12 protein-coding genes are annotated in these 16,044 nt (G+C 74.0%); 2 read left to right on the top strand and 10 right to left on the bottom strand.

Going from position 1 to position 16,044, the window contains the following annotated elements; genetic code table 11:
• Positions 1-38 precede the first annotated feature (38 nt).
• Together ftsX and ftsE are read right to left on the bottom strand one after the other, a co-directional pair.
• Positions 39-950, bottom strand: a complete 912-nt coding sequence (gene ftsX / locus ACIQVZ_RS32795; protein ID WP_350881111.1) for a permease-like cell division protein FtsX — start codon at positions 948-950, stop codon at positions 39-41.
• 86 nt (positions 951-1,036) lie between these two features.
• On the bottom strand, positions 1,037-1,726 hold the full coding sequence (gene ftsE, locus ACIQVZ_RS32790) for a cell division ATP-binding protein FtsE (RefSeq protein ID WP_063349173.1): 690 nt from the start codon (positions 1,724-1,726) through the stop codon (positions 1,037-1,039).
• A 349-nt stretch (positions 1,727-2,075) separates the two neighbouring features.
• Here ftsE and ACIQVZ_RS32785 point away from each other — a divergent pair, with 349 nt between their 5' ends.
• Positions 2,076-2,270, top strand: a complete 195-nt coding sequence (locus tag ACIQVZ_RS32785; protein ID WP_350881109.1) for a hypothetical protein — start codon at positions 2,076-2,078, stop codon at positions 2,268-2,270.
• Between the two features lie 67 nt (positions 2,271-2,337).
• Here the strand turns inward: ACIQVZ_RS32785 and prfB are convergent, their stop codons facing one another.
• The 3 genes from prfB to ACIQVZ_RS32770 all read right to left on the bottom strand — a co-directional run bounded on the left by prfB (position 2,338) and on the right by ACIQVZ_RS32770 (position 6,935).
• A complete protein-coding gene (prfB, locus tag ACIQVZ_RS32780) occupies positions 2,338-3,450 on the bottom strand; it encodes a peptide chain release factor 2 (RefSeq protein ID WP_350881107.1) in 1,113 nt (370 codons plus the stop codon).
• Between the two features lie 80 nt (positions 3,451-3,530).
• Entirely contained in the window at positions 3,531-4,790 is a 1,260-nt protein-coding gene (locus ACIQVZ_RS32775) for a serine/threonine-protein kinase (RefSeq protein WP_350881105.1), read from the bottom strand.
• A 228-nt stretch (positions 4,791-5,018) separates the two neighbouring features.
• On the bottom strand, positions 5,019-6,935 hold the full coding sequence (locus ACIQVZ_RS32770; RefSeq protein WP_402454987.1) for a serine/threonine-protein kinase: 1,917 nt from the start codon (positions 6,933-6,935) through the stop codon (positions 5,019-5,021).
• 320 nt (positions 6,936-7,255) lie between these two features.
• Between ACIQVZ_RS32770 and ACIQVZ_RS32765 the strand changes: the two genes are divergently transcribed.
• A complete protein-coding gene (locus ACIQVZ_RS32765; protein ID WP_402454983.1) occupies positions 7,256-10,195 on the top strand; it encodes an FtsK/SpoIIIE domain-containing protein in 2,940 nt (979 codons plus the stop codon).
• 130 nt (positions 10,196-10,325) lie between these two features.
• Here the strand turns inward: ACIQVZ_RS32765 and ACIQVZ_RS32760 are convergent, their stop codons facing one another.
• From ACIQVZ_RS32760 to ACIQVZ_RS32740, 5 genes are all read right to left on the bottom strand, one after another.
• Positions 10,326-11,180: a hypothetical protein gene (locus ACIQVZ_RS32760; RefSeq protein WP_402454980.1), complete on the bottom strand. Its 855-nt coding sequence runs from the start codon at positions 11,178-11,180 to the stop codon at positions 10,326-10,328.
• Between the two features lie 70 nt (positions 11,181-11,250).
• Positions 11,251-12,090 carry a hypothetical protein gene (locus ACIQVZ_RS32755; protein ID WP_402454978.1) on the bottom strand — a complete coding sequence of 280 codons (840 nt, stop codon included), beginning with the start codon at positions 12,088-12,090 and terminating at the stop codon, positions 11,251-11,253.
• 133 nt (positions 12,091-12,223) lie between these two features.
• Entirely contained in the window at positions 12,224-13,198 is a 975-nt protein-coding gene (locus tag ACIQVZ_RS32750) for an enoyl-CoA hydratase/isomerase family protein (RefSeq protein ID WP_402454975.1), read from the bottom strand.
• A complete protein-coding gene (locus ACIQVZ_RS32745) occupies positions 13,195-14,328 on the bottom strand; it encodes a cytochrome P450 (protein WP_350881259.1) in 1,134 nt (377 codons plus the stop codon). Before ACIQVZ_RS32745 ends, ACIQVZ_RS32750 begins: the two co-directional genes overlap by 4 nt.
• A gap of 323 nt (positions 14,329-14,651) precedes the next feature.
• Positions 14,652-16,037 (bottom strand): cytochrome P450, encoded by a 1,386-nt coding sequence (locus ACIQVZ_RS32740; RefSeq protein ID WP_402454973.1) that lies wholly within the window; start codon positions 16,035-16,037, stop codon positions 14,652-14,654.
• Positions 16,038-16,044: the final 7 nt, after the last annotated feature.

Genomic DNA, 16,044 nt, shown 5'->3' with positions numbered 1-16,044 from the left:
GGCGCAGTGCCGTCCGGGGCCGCCGGGGCCGGAGGTGGTCAGACCTTGAGGTACTTGCGCAGGGTGAAGAACGCCGCCACGCCGGCCATGCCCATACCGACCACGATCAGCAGCGGTATCACCGCGAGCACCGAGCCGAGGCCGATGAAGTGGATGAACTGCACCCGGTCGGCCAGCCAGTTCTGGACGAAGAAGTGGCCGCCGACCAGCAGTCCGGAGGCCATGGCCGCGCCGAGCAACGCGGAGAACGCGGCCTCGGCGATGAACGGCATCTGGACGTAGAAGTTCGAGGCACCGACCAGGCGCATGATGCCGGTTTCGCGCCGCCTGCTGTACGCCGACACCCGGACGGTGTTGACGATCAGCAGCAGGGCGACGAACAGCATCAGCACCATGATCACGAAGGCCGCCGTCTGGAGGCCGTTGAGCAGACCGAACAGGTTCTCCAGGATCTTCCGCTGGTCCTCCACCGACTTGACGCCGGGTTTGCCGGCGAAGGCGCTCTGGATGACGTCGTACTTGGTCGGGTCGTTCAGCTTGACCCGCCAGGACTGCGGCATCGCGTCCGGGCCCAGGACGGAGATGAGCGGGTTGTCCGGGTTCATCTCCTTCCAGTGCTTGTACGCCTCGGCGGAGCTCTCGAAGGTCGACGACTGGACCACCGAGTCCATCTTGTCCAGCTGGGCCTTGATGTCCTGCACCTGCTGGTCGGTGGCCGCACCCTTGTCGCACTGCGGCGAGTTGCGCGCGTCCGACTTGGTGCAGAAGTAGATGCTCACCTCGACCTTGTCGTACCAGTACCCCTTCATGGAGTTCACCTGGTCGCGGACCAGGAGCGAGGAACCGGCCAGGGCGAGGGAGAGCGCGACACTGACCACGACCGCGATGGTCATCGTCAGGTTGCGGCGGAGACCCACACCGATCTCCGACAGGACGAACTGGGCACGCATGCGGGTAACAACTCCAGGGTCGGTACTGCTGGTCTGGCGACGCGGGTGGACGGCCCTACGGGTTCAGCGCCGGCTGCGCCGGTCGGTCAGTGCTGGTATCCGTAGACGCCGCGGGCCTGGTCGCGGACGAGCAGCCCCTTGTCGAGCTCGATGACGCGCTTGCGCATCTGGTCGACGATGGCCTGGTCGTGGGTGGCCATCAGCACCGTGGTGCCGGTGCGGTTGATGCGGTCGAGCAGCTTCATGATGCCGACCGAGTTCTGCGGGTCGAGGTTGCCGGTGGGCTCGTCCGCGATCAGCAGCATCGGACGGTTCACGAACGCGCGGGCGATCGCCACGCGCTGCTGCTCACCACCGGAGAGCTCGCCCGGCATGCGGTCCTCCTTGCCGCCGAGGCCGACCAGCTCCAGCACCTCGGGCACCACCTTGTTGATGGCGCTCTTGGGCTTGCCGATCACTTCGAGGGCGAAGGCGACGTTCTGCGCGACCGTCTTGTTGGGCAGCAGGCGGAAGTCCTGGAAGACGGTGCCCAGCTGGCGGCGCATGTGCGGCACCTTCCAGTTGGACAGCTTGCCGAGGTCCTTGCCCAGCACGTGCACCTCGCCCGTGGAGGGGCGCTCCTCGCGCAGGCACAGGCGCAGGAAGGTGGACTTGCCCGAGCCGGACGAGCCGACCAGGAAGACGAACTCACCCTTCTCGATCTCCAGCGAGACGTTGTCCAGGGCGGGACGGTTCTGCTTGGGATAGGTCTTGGAGACGTTGTCGAATCTGATCACGGCTGCATCACGGAGGCCATCCTAGGCGGCGCCAGTCCTCGGTCGGTCCACCCCGGGCGCCCGGCCCTGGGGCGGGTGGCGGGAGCGGAAAGGGCCGCTCCCGGTCTGGGACCATACGCGAATCGGAGGTCGGCGCGCAGGGCCCGCCCAGGACAGCCGTCGAAACCTGGGGGAGAATGTCTGGTTATGCCCCGAAAATTGGGAGGCATCTCACAGCCCGGGAGCCGGAACGGTCAGAACCTGGCAGAGTGGAGGTGGCGTCCGTGTTCGGGCGCTCCCCCGCACAGGGCAAGAAGAGGAACCAAAGCCCCGTCCGGTGCGTTGGCTGTAGCAGCGAGGAGGAGATCGCATGACCTGCGACCATCTGGTGTGCGCCAACTGCAACGGCCGCGTGAGTGACGGGCGCTGCGCGGTCTGCCGCGCCAACCGGGCCCGGCTGCAGGAGCAGCAGGGTCCGTTCGCGGCGCTCTCCCCCGCGATGCTGCTGGCCATGCTGGCCGGTCTGCTCGCGGTGGCACTGATCGCCCGGCAGGCACTGGCCTGAGCCCACCGAGGCACACGAAAGGGCCCCCGACCACTGCGGTCGGGGGCCCTGTTCCGTATGTCCGCGCTTACTGCGCGGCGGTCTCGCGCTGCTTGCGCCAGCGGATGCCCGCCTCGATGAAGCCGTCGATGTCGCCGTCCAGCACGCCCTGCGGGTTGCCGACCTCGTACTCCGTCCGGACGTCCTTGACCATCTGGTACGGGTGCAGCACGTAGGAGCGCATCTGGTTGCCCCAGGAGCTGCCGCTGTCCTTGAGCGCGTCCATCGCCGCCCGCTCCTCCTGGCGGCGCCGCTCCAGCAGCTTCGCCTGGAGGACGTTCATCGCGGACGCCTTGTTCTGGATCTGCGAGCGCTCGTTCTGGCAGGAGACCACGACACCGGTCGGGAGGTGCGTGATGCGCACCGCCGAGTCGGTGGTGTTGACGCCCTGGCCGCCGGGGCCGGAGGCGCGGTAGACGTCGATCCGCAGGTCGCCCTCGTCGATGTCGACGTGGTCGGCCTGCTCGACGACCGGGAGCACCTCGACACCGGCGAAGGAGGTCTGCCGGCGGCCCTGGTTGTCGAAGGGCGAGATGCGGACCAGGCGGTGGGTGCCCTGCTCGACCGACAGGGTGCCGTAGGCGTACGGCGCCTTGACCGTGAAGGTCGCGGACTTGATGCCGGCCTCTTCGGCGTACGAGGTGTCGTACACCTCGGTGGGGTACCCGTGCCGCTCGGCCCAGCGCAGGTACATGCGCATCAGCTGCTCGGCGAAGTCGGCGGCGTCGACGCCACCGGCCTCGGCGCGGATGTTGATCAGCGCCTCGCGGGCGTCGTACTCGCCGGACAGGAGGGTGCGGACCTCCAGCTCCTCGACCGCCTTCTGGAGGGAGACGAGCTCGGCCTCGGCCTCGACCCGGGTGTCCGCGTCGTCCTCGGCCTCGGCCAGCTCGAAGAGCACGCCCAGGTCGTCGATACGGCTGCGCAGGCCCTCGACCTTGCGCAGTTCGCCCTGGAGGAAGGAGAGCCGGCTGGTCACCTTCTGCGCGTTCGCGATGTCGTCCCACAGGTTGGGGGCGCCTGCCGCCTCCTCCAGGACAGCGATGTCGGCCCGGATCTTGTCCAGGTCGAGGACGGCCTCGATCGACCCCATGGTCGTTTCGAGGTTCTTGAGCTCTTCGGAAGGATCGACGGCTGCCACGCCCCCAGGGTAATGGTTCCGGGGGTGGTCATGACGACACCGGGGTCCTCCGGCTCTCGCGGTACCCGCCCGACGGCGTTCTACGGCGCCCGCGGGGCCGTGCCGGACACCGTCGGGCGGGCCGGGTGGCCGGCGTCCGGGGCGGTGGCCGCGAAGGCCGTCCAGGCCGCGGCGGCGCCCGCCAGCAGCAGGACGGTGGCCAGCAGGACGGCCAGGACCCGGCGGCGGCGCAGCAGCGCCTGCCGGTCCCGGCGGTGCCCGGTGCCCGGGGCGGTGCGCTGGGCGCGGGACTCCGCGGCGTACGCGGCCAGCTGGTCCGCGGAGGGGCGGCGCAGGCTGGTGTGGGTGTCCCGGGTGGAGTCGGGGGCGACGCCGGGCACCAGCGGGACGGCCGGGCCCCGGCGACGCTTGTGGATGCCGGGGCCGCCGTCCACCTCGGCGTACACGGCCTCGCCGGGGGTCAGCGCCTCCTCCGCCGGGGCGCGGCCCTGGGAGGGGACGGCCAGCACCGGCAGGCCGGCCAGCGAGGGCAGCTGCTCGCGCAGCCGGGCGGCCAGCTCGGCGGCCCGCAGCCGGGAGGCCGGGGCCTTGGCCAGGCACTCGGAGATGATCCGCCACAGCCCGTCCGGCAGGCCGGGGATCGGCGGCACCTGCTCGGTGACGTGCCGGCGCAGCACCGCGCCGGTGTGGCCGCCGCCGAACGGGGTGAACCCGGCCAGCAGCTCGTACAGCACGGTGGCGAGGGCGTAGATGTCGACGGCGGCGCGCGGCTCCAGGCCCTCGATGATCTCCGGGGCGAGGTAGTCGGGGGTGCCGATGATCCGGGTGGCCCGGGTGCGGCGCGGGGCGTCGACCAGGCGGGCCACGCCGAAGTCGGTGAGCTTGGCGCGCGGGGCGCCGCCGGGGCCCGGGGCCGCGGCGAGGTCGAGCAGGACGTTCTCCGGCTTGACGTCGCGGTGGACGATGCCGGCGGCGTGCGCGGCGGCCAGGCCGTCGGCGACGTCCGCGATGACCGAGGCGGCGGTCTGCGGCGGGAGCGCGCCGTCGCGCTCCAGCCGGGAGCGCAGGTCGGTGCCCTGGACCAGCTCCATCACCAGGGCGAGGTCGCTGCCGTCCACGACCATGTCGCGCACGCCGACCACCCGGGGGTGGTCGAGGCTGGTCAGCGCGGCGCGCTCCTGGACGAAGCGGCCGACCAGCACCTGGTCGGCGGCCAGGTCCTCGCGCAGCAGCTTGACCGCCACCGGGCCGTCGGGCCCCTCACCGAGCCAGACCGTCCCGGCCGAACCCCGGCCGATCACCTGGTGGACGGTGTACCGGCTGCCGATCTTGCGTGCCAATGCTGCTCCGTGGGCGGCGCGGGAGCGCGCCCGGGGGTCCGGTGCGCTCGGTGGGGCGGGACAACAGCGACCAACCTACGCGCCCCGGCGCCCCGCGCGGGCCGCCCGAGGGCCCTGGGCGGGCAGTCTCGGGCGAGAAATCTCATGAATTGTCGACAAAGCGTCAATCCCGCCGCGCGGGCCCGGTCCTGGACCGGGCGGGCCCGCGCGGCGGGTCCTGGCCCGGCGTCAGTTCTTCGAGCTGCCGAACAGGGCGTCCGCCCAGTCGCGCACCGTGTTGAACCAGCCCTGGATGTTGTCCCAGTAGTGCGGCAGCGGCGTGAAGTTCCACAGCGCGAACCCGGCCACCACCAGCACCACCAGCACCAGCAGGCACCCCTTGAGGCAGCCGAGCCCGGGGATGTACATCCGGTTGCGGCTGCGCTGGCGCCGCTCGCGCGGCGGGGCGGGCTCGCGGCGGTCCTGCTCGCGCGGCTCCTCCCGGCGCTGCGCGGGCTCGCGGTGCTGCGGCTCCTCCCGACGCTGCGCGGGCTCGCGGTGCTGCGGGGATTCACGGTGCTGCGGCGGCTCGGCCCGGCGCGGGACCGGGGTGGGCGGAGGCGGCGGCGGGTAGCCGCCCTGCGACTGCCCGTACGCGGCCGGGGCCGGCCGGTAGCCGCCGGGCGGCTGCGGACGTCCACCGGGCCCTGGCTGCTGCCGGCCGCCGTGACCGGTCTGCCCGGCCTGGTAACCCTGGCCGCCCTGACCGCCCTGGTACGGCGGCGGGGCCACCGGCGGCCGCTGGGCGTACCCGGGCGGCGGCGGGCCCTGGCGCCGCTGGTCCGGGTGGTAGCCGGGCGGCGGCTGCGGCTGGTAGCCGGGGCGGCCGGCCGGCCCGGCCTGGAAGGGCCGCGGGGCGACCTGCGGGTCCTCGAAGTCCTCCGGGCCGAAGTAGCCGACCTGGGTCTGCTGGTTGCGGTCCCGGGCCGCCCGCAGCTGCGTCTGCCACGGGTGCGGCGTCTCCTCCCCCGGAGCCCCCGGAACACCCGGAGCGCCCGGCGGGGGCGGCGGCACGACGGTGGGCGGCATCACCTGGGTGCGGTCCGGGGCCCCGAACGGCGGGGCGGGCGGCGGCTGGGTGCCCATCACCTGGGTCGCCCCCGCCGGGTCGTACTGCGGGGCCGGCGGGGCGGCCGGGCCCGTCGGCGACAGGCCGGGGACGCCCGCGCCGGGGCCCGGGACGGAGGTCGGGCGCGGGTCCGGCAGCAGCAGCGAGCCGACCGCGAGCGCCTCGTCCACCGCCGCCGGGGAGGCGTGCACCCCGACGCCGGCCGCCACCACCCGCAGCGCGCCGGCCAGCGAGGTCGCGGACGGCCGCTGCGCCGGGTCCTTGCGCAGGCAGCGCTCGATCACCGTCCACAGCGGCTCGGGCATGGTGCTGGGCCGCTGCGGCTCCTGCGCCAGGTGGGCGTGGAGGAGCGCGATCGCGCTGTCGCCCTGGAACGGCTGGCGGCCGGTGACCAGCTCGTACAGCATGATCCCGGCGCCGTAGACGTCCACCGCGGAGGTCTGCGGGCGGCCCTCGGCGGACTCCGGCGCGATGTAGGCGGGGGTGCCGACGAACTCGTGGGTGCGGGTGATGCCCGGGGAGTCGGCGAGGCGGGCGATGCCGAAGTCGGTCAGCATCGGGTGCATCTGCTCGGTGCCGTCCAGCACCGTGGAGGCGAGCAGCACGTTGGCCGGCTTGAGGTCGCGGTGGACGATCCCGTCCTCGTGGCTGGCCGCCAGCGCGTCCGCGACCTGGGCCATCAGCAGGGCGCCGGCGATCGGGCTGAACGGGCCGTTGGAACGCAGGTAGCGGGCCAGGTCGGGGCCGTCGATCAGGTCCATCACCAGGGCCAGCAGCTCGCCCTCCACCACCAGGTCGCGGACCCGGACGATGTTCGGGTGGGTCAGTCGCAGCAGCAGCGAGCGCTCGCGCAGGAAGCGCATCACGACGTCCGGGTCAGCCGCCAGTTCCTCGCGCAGCACCTTGATCGCCACCAGCTGCCCGGGCTCGCTGCCGGGCACCTGGACGTCGGGACGCACCCGGCCGCGCCAGACCGTCCCGGTGGCACCCCGTCCGAGGGTCTCCTCAAGCAGATACTTGCTGCCGACTGGCCGCACCTGTCGCACTCCTCGTCGTGCCGCCCGCGCGGGGCGCTCCTCCGCCGGTGCGGTGAGCCTGCCGGGCCCGTGTCTGCGGCCACTCTAACGGTGTCCGTTCAGGTTTTTGGGGCGACCGGCAGGCCATCCCGGAGGGGTTGGGGGACATCCCCTAGGGGAGTTCCCGGACCGGTTCGGCGGGCCCGCCGACGGGGCCCCCGCCGCACCGGTTGACCTGACCCTCCGTCGCCTCCACCATGGCGATGATCGCAAGATCGTCAAATCCGGTACGGTGCGCGGACTGTCCGTGACGGATGGCAGGATGGACACTCGCCACTCGTGTGGCCCAAAGGGTCGCCGCGGCCGCCCCGCGCGCCCGCGACGACACCGGGCAGCGGTACCAGGCTCCACACCAGCAGAAGGGACCCGCGGGCGAGATGCAGATCCGGCTGACCGTCCTCCGACCGCGCAGCGGCCCGACCGCCGCCGGCTCCGCCATCCCCTACGTGGACGTGCTGGTCACCGCACCCGTCGGCACCGCGCTCGGCTCCCTCGCGGGCGCCCTCGCGGGCGCCGTCGGCGTGCGCGGGCCCCGGGCCGCCACCCACGTGCACCTGTACGCCGGGGCGCACCGGGTCGACGAGCACACGCTGCTCGGCCACCCCCCGCTCCTCGACGGGGCCGTCCTCAGCCTCAACGAGCCCGACCCGACCGCCGACGACCCCGACGACACCCCCGCCGCCGCCGAACTGCGCGTGGTCGGCGGCCCGGACGCCGGCGGAGTGCACCGGCTGCACGGCCGGGAGATCCGGATCGGCCGCTCCGGCGAAGCCGACGTCCCGCTCGACGACCCCGACGTCTCCCGGCTGCACCTGGCCCTGCACCTCGCCGACGACGGCAGGATCACCGTCCGCGACCTCGGCTCCACCAACGGCACCACCCTGGACGGTCGGCTCGTCCCGCCCGGAGCCCCCGAGGAAGCCGTCCCGCTGGAAGCCGGCGCCCTGCTGCGCATCGGCGAATCCACCCTGCACGTGGCCGCCCCCGACCCGGCCGACGGCACCGGCCGCGCCGCCCTGCCCGACGGCCACGGCCACCTCCAGCTCGCCGCCCCCGGCCCGGTCCGCCCCGCCCCGCCGGTGGCCGAACCGCCGGCGGCCCCCGAACCCGCCCCCGGTCGCGGCCGCGGTCTGCTCTCGCTGCGACTCGGCCGCACCGCCGAACCGCCCGGCCAGGAGAGCGCCGAACGCCACCACACCGCCGTACGGCTGCGCCAGGCCGCCGCCCAGCGCGAACGATGGCCGGATCTCGCCACCCTGCTGCTCAACGCCGTCGGTCCCGGCCCCCGGCTCTGGGAGCGCGGTCCCGGCCACCCCGACGCGCTCACCCTGCGCCTGGGCACCGCCGACCGCCCCGGCGGCCCCGGCACCGCGCCCGGCACCATGCTGCCCGCCGTCCCCGTCACCCTCGACCTGCAGACCGCCGGCAGCTTCGGCCTCAGCGGCCCGCGCGAACGCCTGGACGCGCTCACCCGCGCCGTCGTCGCCCAGCTCGCCGCCCTGCACCCGCCGACCGGCCTGAGCCTGGTCGTCGTCGACGCCGACCAGGCCCGCACCCCCGAAGAACGCGCGGACACCTGGGCCTGGGCCCTCTGGCTGCCCCACCTGCGCCCCGCCGACGGCCAGGACTGCCGCCTGCTGCTCGGCCTCGACGACGAACAGGCCACCGCCCGGCTGACCGAACTGACCACCCGGCTCAGCGGCCCGGCCGGCCTCGGCGGCCACCCCGCCACCGTCGTCGTGGTGGACGGCCGCCCGACCACCGAGACCGCCCGGCAGGCCGTCGACCTGCTGCTGCGCCAGGGCCCGGCCGTCGGCATCTTCCCGATCTGCCTCGCCGAGCAGCCCGAACTGCTCCCCCGCGGCCTCGGCGCCACCGCCCTGATCACCGGCGAGGTCGGCACCCAGCTCTCCCTCGACCGCCCCGTCGCCCGCGGCCGGGAGACCTTGCACGAGGTCTCCCTGGACGCCGTCTCCGACGCCTGGGCCGAACGGCTCGCCCGCGTGCTCGCCCCGCTGCGCGAGGCCGCCCCGGCCGCCCGCGGCCCGCTGCCCGACGCGCTGCGGCTGCTCGAACTGCTCCAGCTCGACACCGTCACCCCGGCCAAGCTGTCCGCCCGCTGGGCGGCACACGCCGGCGGCATCGGCGCCGCCACCGCGCTGCTCGGCACCACCCGGGACGAACTCTGCACGCTCGACCTGGCCGACCCCGAACTCGCCCTCCCCTCCCCCGACCCGGGCGGCCCGCACCTGCTCATCGGCGGCGCCCGCGGCTCCGGCAAGACCGAGCTGCTGCGCACCCTGGTCGCCTCGCTCGCCGTCTCCGAACGCCCCGAGCGCCTCACCGTCACCCTCATCGAGGGCCGGTCCACCGAGGACGGCCTGGACGGCTGCACCGAACTGCCGCACGTCACCGGCCTGGTGAACGCCGCCGACGACCCGCGGGCCGCGCTGCTCGCCGCGGAGGCCCTGGAGGACGAACTCGCCCTGCGCGAGCGGCTGTTCGACGGACTGGACTTCGCCTCCTGGCACGCCGCCCGCATCCTGGACGGGCAGAGCCTGGACGAACAGGGCTTGGCCGGGCAGAACCTCGCCGGACACCCGGCCGTCCCGGTACCGGCCGTCGTCGGCGCGGCCTCCGCCGCCACCCCGAAGATCATCCACCCGCGCAGCGGCGACGGCGCCCGGCCGGTCGCCTCCCCCGCCGCCGCCCCCTGCCCCGCCCGCCTGGTCGTCGTCGTGGACGACTACGACGCCCTGCTCTCCCCCACCTCCCCGGCCGGCCGCCCGCTCGCCCGCGCCCTCGCCGCCGTCGCCCGCCACGGCGGCCCGCTCGGCGTCCACCTCGCGGTCACCACCGGACACCCGGAGGAGAGCGCCGGCACCGAGGTCGACGAGGCCGCCCTGCTCCGCATCGCGCTGCGCACCGAGGACCCGGCCGACTCCGACCTACTGATCCACCTCGGCGACGCGGCCGCACTGCCCGAGGACACCCCCGGCCGCGGCTACCTGCGCCTGCCGGACGGCGGCGTCACCGCCTTCCAGACCGCCCGGATCAGCGGCCGCATCCCGCGCACCGCCACCCTGCGCCCCACCGTCGTCGCGATCGACCCGCTCCAACTCGGCGCCCCGCCCGCCCGCCGCCCGGTCCGCGAACTCGGCAACGGCCCCACCGACCTCGCCCTCCTCGCCAGCGCCCTCCAGCGCGCGGCCGCCCACTGATCGGGCGGAACGACGTCCACCGCCCCCGCCGCGATCACCATCGTGGCGGGGGCGGCGCGCGTACGGGCCTCCCTTGGTGGCGTTCGACGGCTCATCACCACGGGCGGCCCTTCAGCCAACCGTCAGGCGGTCAGGCGCACTTGATCTCGCGGTTCACCACGGCCATCCCGGCGACCTTGTCGCCGTCCACGGTGAACTCGTACTGCCAGCCCTGCTGCCCCTCGACCGGCATCACGTACGTGCCGCCCTTGGCGAGCTGGAGGCCCTTGGCGCCGTACGCCTGCTGGAGCGCCTCCACGGTGGAACCGGCCCCGAGGCCCTCGGCCGTCTTCGCCTCGGCCGGGGCGACCAGTTCGCGCAGGCCCGTCGCCGCGAAGGAGACCCGGCCGGTGGCCAGGTACGCCTTGTCCTTGGCCTCCTGGGCGAACCGCAGGTCGACCAGGGCCATCGTCGCGTCCGCGATCGCCTTGGCGGCGTCGGCCGAGCCCTTGGCCCCGGCGGCGGAGCCCGCGGCGGCGGCGGCCGCGTCCTTGGCGGAGGCGTTCGGCGGCAGGGTGCCCCCCGGGGCGGGCGCCTTGCCCGAGGCCGCGTCGGCCTTGGCGTTCAGGTCCTTGTAGCGGGCCTCGGTGGCCGCCTCGGCCGCCATCCGGGCCTGGTCCGGCGCCGGACCGCCCTTGTAGACGAAGTCCGTGCAGCCGTCGAGCAGCGAGACCGGCACGCTCTCCAGGGCGCCGGTGGCCAGCCCGGCGTCCTTGGCCATTCCCGGCTTCAGCCCCCGGTACCCGGCCGCCGCGAAGGCCTCCGGACCCTTCGACGTGGACGCGGGCGCGGGCGTCGCCGCGGGCGCCCCGGTGGCGGCCTGAGCCTTCGCGGTGTCCTTCTCGTCCTTCTTGTCATCGGACGTACAGGCCGCCGCACCGGCGACCAGCAGTGCCACCGAGATGCCCACGCCCACTGCGCGGACCGAGGCTCGGTTCTTCCTCATGCCACAACCTTCACTTGATCATTCGATGGTCGCCGTATCGAGAGTGCGACCGCGGTCTACCGGCGGTTCCTCAGGAGCAGTACGTGTTGTGCTTGACCAGGGCGAGGCCGGCGACCTTGCCCTCGGCCATGGTGAACTCGTAGAACCAGTCCGGGCCGCCGTTGCCGCCCTCGGCCGGGAGTTCGTACGTGCCGTCCTCGGTCGGCTTGAGGGCCTTGCCCTCGTAGGCTCGCTTGAGCTGGTCCTCCGTCGAACCGGCGCCGACTCCCTCGGCGGTGCGGGCGTCCGCCGGGGCGACCAGCTGGCGCAGGCCCTCGGTGCCGAAGTTGACCCGGCCGGTGGCCAGGAAGGCCTGGTCCCGGTTCTTACGGGCGGTCACGATGACGTCCGCCTCCTTGAACAGCGCGTCGGACTCCTGCCGTTCGGCGGCCTCCTGCTTCAGCCGCTCCTGGAGGCGCTCGCTGTGCTTCACCATCTCCTCCAGCGAGGCCCCGGGCGCCAGGGTCTCGAACGGCTTCCGGTTCGCCCGCATCTCGTCGATCCTGGCAATCGCCTTGTCGGACTTCGCGCGGGCCTCCGTCTCGGCCGCCATCCGGGCCTGGTCCGGCGCCGGGCCGCCCTTGTACGCGTAGTCGGTGCAGCCGTTGAACAGCGAGACCGGCGACGGCTCCAGGGCTCCGGAGGCGAGCGCCTCGTCCTTGGTCATCGACAGCTGCAGTCCGCGGTAGCCGCCGGTGCCGAACGGCTGCGGCGGCGTACTGACCGCTGCGGTCGCGCCGGTCTTCCGCCCCGCGTCCTTGCGGCCCTCGCAGGCCGCCGCTCCGGCCACGACCAGAGCCACCGTCAGTACGGCCCCCGCCGTGCGCGCGCTGCGCATCCCCACGGTGATCCCCTCCCCTATGTCGATCACACACGGTAGCGAATATGCGGGCATGATCCACAATCGGTTTCCACACCGGCGGAAGGGACGTCGCCGTGAACGGCCGACGACTGGTCACCCCGCCGTCCGCCGCCTTCCGAAGGCGGCGGACGGCAGCTGCCGGTCAGTGGGCCGGGGGCTGGGCGGCGAGGCCGCGGGTGTAGTGGGCGGCGGCGAGGACCGAGGCCATCAACTCGGCGTCGAGCACGGAGGCGTCGGCCAGCCGGGTGGCCGCCGCGTGGGAGGCGAGCAGCGTCTTGGTGACTCGCAGTGCGGCCTCGGGGCGGCGGGTGACGGGCCTGACCCACTCGGCCACCGCCCCGTCCAGGTCCTGCTCGGGGACGACGCGTTGCAGGATGGCGAGCTCCCGCGCCTCCACCGCGCCGACCGGGCGGCTGGTGAGGATGATCTCGCGGACCCTGGCCGCACCGACCTCGTGGAGCAGCCGGGGCAGCAGGCCGCCCCAGGCGACGGGCAGGCCCAGGGCCAGCTCGGGCAGCCGGAAGACGGCGTTGTCGGCGCCGACCCGCAGGTCGCAGGCGAGCGCCAGGGCGAAGCCGGCGCCGGTGGCCCGGCCCTGGACCCGGGCGACGGTCACGGCGGAGCTGTTGGTGAGGGCGTCGCAGACCCTGCGGGCCTTCTCCCCGTAGCTCCGTATGCCGCCGCCGGTCGGGTCCTGGTCCAGGCCCGCGAAGAGTTCGTCGCGGTCGCCGCCGAGGCAGAAGTCCCGGCCGGCCCCGGACAGAACGATCACGCGCACGGCCGGGTCGGGTACGGCCAGCACGGCGAGGAGTTCGTCCAGCATGGCCGAGGTGACGGCGTTCCCGGTCGCCGGGCTGTCCAGCTCGATGTGGAGCACGGGGCCCTGGCGCTCGGTACGGACCGTACGGGCCGCCGCGGGCGCGGGAACGGGCTCCGGGGCGGGCGATGCGCCGGGCGATGCGCCGGGCGGCGAGGCGTTCGACGCGACGGGCTCGGGGTGCGGGTACGGGTACGGGTACGGGAGGTACGACGGCTGCGCCGCGTGCGGCGGGTACTGCGGGTACTCCGGGTACTGCGGGACCTGGGGAACCTGGGGAACCTGCGGGGACACGTTCATGCGGCCACTCTCAGGGACGTCACCCGGTGGAAGACCATCCGGGGTGCGTACTCGGGCGGGCTCACCGCCCGCAGGGTCGGGAAGCGCCGCAGCAACTGGCCGAGCAGGGCGCGCGCCTCCAGCCTGGCCAGGCCCGCGCCGAGGCAGTAGTGGGCGCCGCCGCCGAAGGTGAGGTGGGTGCCCCGGCGGAGCACGTCGAAGGTGTGCGGGTCCGGGTTGCGGCGCGGATCGCGGTTCGCCGCGCCGTACATCACGTGGACCATGGTGTCCTTGGGCAGGAACACCCCGGCCAGCTCGGTGTCCTCGCCCGCGACGCGGCTGTTGACGCGGATCGGCGGGTCGTGGCGCAGCGCCTCGTCGATCGCGTCGTCGATGTGCTCCGGCCGCTCCCGCAGCCACTCCCACCGGCCGGGCGACCGCAGCAGCGACCACACCAGCGAGGAGAGCAGCGTCGCCGTGGTCTCCAGCGAGGCGATGGTGACGAACATGGTGAGCTGGTAGACCATCCGGTCGGTGGCCTCGCGGTCGGACTCCAGCGCGTCCCAGGTGCGGATCCAACCGGCGATCACGTCGTCGCCGTCGTTGTCGCGGCGCTCCCGGACGAGGCGGGTGAAGTACTCGCGCAGGTCCATGGTGGCCTGCTCGGAGACCGCCAGCTGGCTCTTGGTGGGCAGCAGCTCCTGGGCGTGCACCTGGTTGTGGGTCATCGTCAGGATGTGCGGGTGGTCCGCCGGGGCGATGTCCAGCCAGCGCCCGACGGTGCCGATCGGCAGCTGCTCGCTGACCAGGGCGGAGAGGTCCGCCTCGCCGTCCGTCCGTATTCGCTCGGCCAGGCGGTCGAGCAGCCCGGTGACGTCGGCCTCGATCTCCGGCTGCATGTCCCGCAGGGTGGCGTGGTTGAAGAGGTTTCCGAGGCTGCGCCGCTGCCGGGTGTGCTCGGGGGCGTTGAGCCGGGAGAGGGTCCGGCTCATCTCCTGGGTGGCGACGGCCTCCCAGCGCTCCGTCCCGGTCTGCCGCTCCTGCCAGGCGAAGTCGGGGACGAGCCAGGTCCGGCCGCGCAGGACCTGGTCGCACGCGTCGTACCCGGTGACGAGGTAGCCGCCCCAGGGCGCCGGGACGAGGTCTCCCAGCGCCCGCAGCCCGTCGTAGACCGGGCTCGGGTCGGCGAGTCCCTCGGCCGACCGCAGCCTGCGCAGGAGCGGCACGGCGGCGCGGCGGTCGACCACCCTTCCGTCCGGGCTCACCGGTTCCGCGGGGCGGGCTTCCAACATGGCGGTCACACGGGGCTCCTAACGCGCGGGCGGGCAGTACGGCGGCGATCTACCCAGCAACAGCGCGCTCAAGCGTCGATCCGTGTTGCCCCTGTCACGTACCCGCACCGCCGTCGGACTCCGTTCACGCCGCGGTGGCGGAACGGCTTCCGACGGCGCGTCGGATCGGAGCCCGGGGCGTGTCAGACCCGGAAGACGTCCAGGAAGGAGCTCCACCACCCCTTCTTCTGCCCGGCCCGGCCCGGCGCGGGGGCGCCGGCCTGCGGGTACGCCTGCGTCGCCTCGGCGCCGACCGGCGATCCGCCCGGCGCGGTGTCCGCTCCCGCGGCCGGCCGCGTGGTCCGGGCGGGCGCCGGGCTGAACCGCACCGGCAGCGAGACCAGGCCGCGCTGGAACGGGCCCGGCCGCCACTCCACGCTCTCCGCGGGCACCGCGAGCGTGACGTCCGGGAGGGCGTTGAGCAGGCACTCGATCGCGCTCAGGGCGATCAGCTGGGCCGGGGACTTGGCCGGGCACGCGTGCGGACCGGCGCCCCAGGCCAGGTGGGCCCCCTTGCTGAGGGTCAGCCGGGCGTCCGTCAGCGCGGGGTCGCTGTTGGCGGCGGCGAAGCTGATCACCACCGGGCTGCCCGCGTCCATCGGCACCCCGCCCACGTCGAGGTCCTGCATCGGGTAGTGCGTGGCGTAGTTGGCGATCGGCGGGTTGTTCCACAGCACGTCGTCGAGGGCGTCCTCGATGCGCAGTCCGGAGCGGCCCTCGCCGGACAGCAGCAGGAGCAGCGCGTTGCCGATCAGGTTGCGCTCGGGCTCGACACCGGCGCCCATCAGCATGACCAGCTGGTCCTTGAGCTCCTCGTCCCGCAGGCCGGCCGGGTGCTGGATGAGCCACGAGGTGATGTCGTCGCCGGGCTGGCGGCGCTTCAGCGCGACCAGGTCCATCAGGCAGGCGGTCAGCTCCTCGTTGGCCTGGATCACGTCGAGGCCGTCGAAGAGCGCGGACATGCTGCGGGTCAGCCGGTCGCCGATGTCGGCCGGGCAGCCGAACAACTGGTTGAACAGCAGCAGCGGCAGCAGCTTGGCGTAGTCGTTGAGCAGGTCGGCCCGGCCCAGCGGACTGAACTGGTCGATCAGGTAGCCGGCGATCCGCTCGACGTGCCGGTTGAGCCGGTTGTCGTTGAGCCGACCCAGGCTCTCGGTGACGGCCTTGCGCAGCCGCAGGTGCTCGGCGCCGTCCGTGAAGAGGCAGTTGGGCCGGTAGAACATCATCGGCAGGACGGGGCTGTCCAGCGGCACCCGTCCTTCGTTGAGCGCCGCCCAGCGCCGCGAGTCCCGGGCGAACATCCCCGGGTTCTGCAGCACCCGCAGGGCGGCCTCGTGCGAGGTGACCAGGGTGGCCTCGACCCCCGGGGCCAACTCCACCGGCGCGGCGGGGCCGTTGGCGCGCAGCTTGTCGTAGACCGCGCCGGGGTCGGACGAGAACATCTCCCCGTAGAGCGGTGTGCTCACGCCGACGTGCATCGGGCAGCCCTGCGGAGGCGACTGCGGGCCGGGTCGCTGCGGAGAATCCATGGGTCGT

Source organism: Kitasatospora sp. NPDC098663, from assembly GCF_044760075.1.
In the GTDB taxonomy this organism is placed as follows: Bacteria; Actinomycetota; Actinomycetes; order Streptomycetales; family Streptomycetaceae; genus Kitasatospora.
Note: the sequence above shows the minus strand (reverse complement) of the source record. Positions and strands in the feature narration are given on the sequence as shown.